This is a genomic window from Citrobacter sp. Ca225 (assembly GCF_030337175.1).
In the GTDB taxonomy this organism is placed as follows: Bacteria; Pseudomonadota; Gammaproteobacteria; order Enterobacterales; family Enterobacteriaceae; genus Citrobacter_A; species Citrobacter_A amalonaticus.
In genome coordinates this window covers 1-312 of record NZ_JAOWCD010000007.1, presented here as the reverse complement: position 1 = coordinate 312, position 312 = coordinate 1, and the positions used below count along the sequence as shown (strand labels likewise).

General features: G+C 56.1%; 1 rRNA gene. It reads right to left on the bottom strand.

Annotation, left to right across the window (positions count from 1 at the left end):
• Nucleotides 1-312 (bottom strand): 23S ribosomal RNA (locus OGW13_RS00035); the annotation flags it as partial.

Here is a 312-nt window from a genome sequence, read left to right as displayed (position 1 = left end):
AAAGAGGCTCCCACTGCTTGTACGTACACGGTTTCAGGTTCTTTTTCACTCCCCTCGCCGGGGTTCTTTTCGCCTTTCCCTCACGGTACTGGTTCACTATCGGTCAGTCAGGAGTATTTAGCCTTGGAGGATGGTCCCCCCATATTCAGACAGGATACCACGTGTCCCGCCCTACTCATCGAGCTCACAGCACATGCAATTTTGTGTACGGGGCTGTCACCCTGTATCGCCGGCCTTTCCAGACCGTTCCACTACCACACATGCTGATTCAGGCTCTGGGCTGCTCCCCGTTCGCTCGCCGCTACTGGGGGA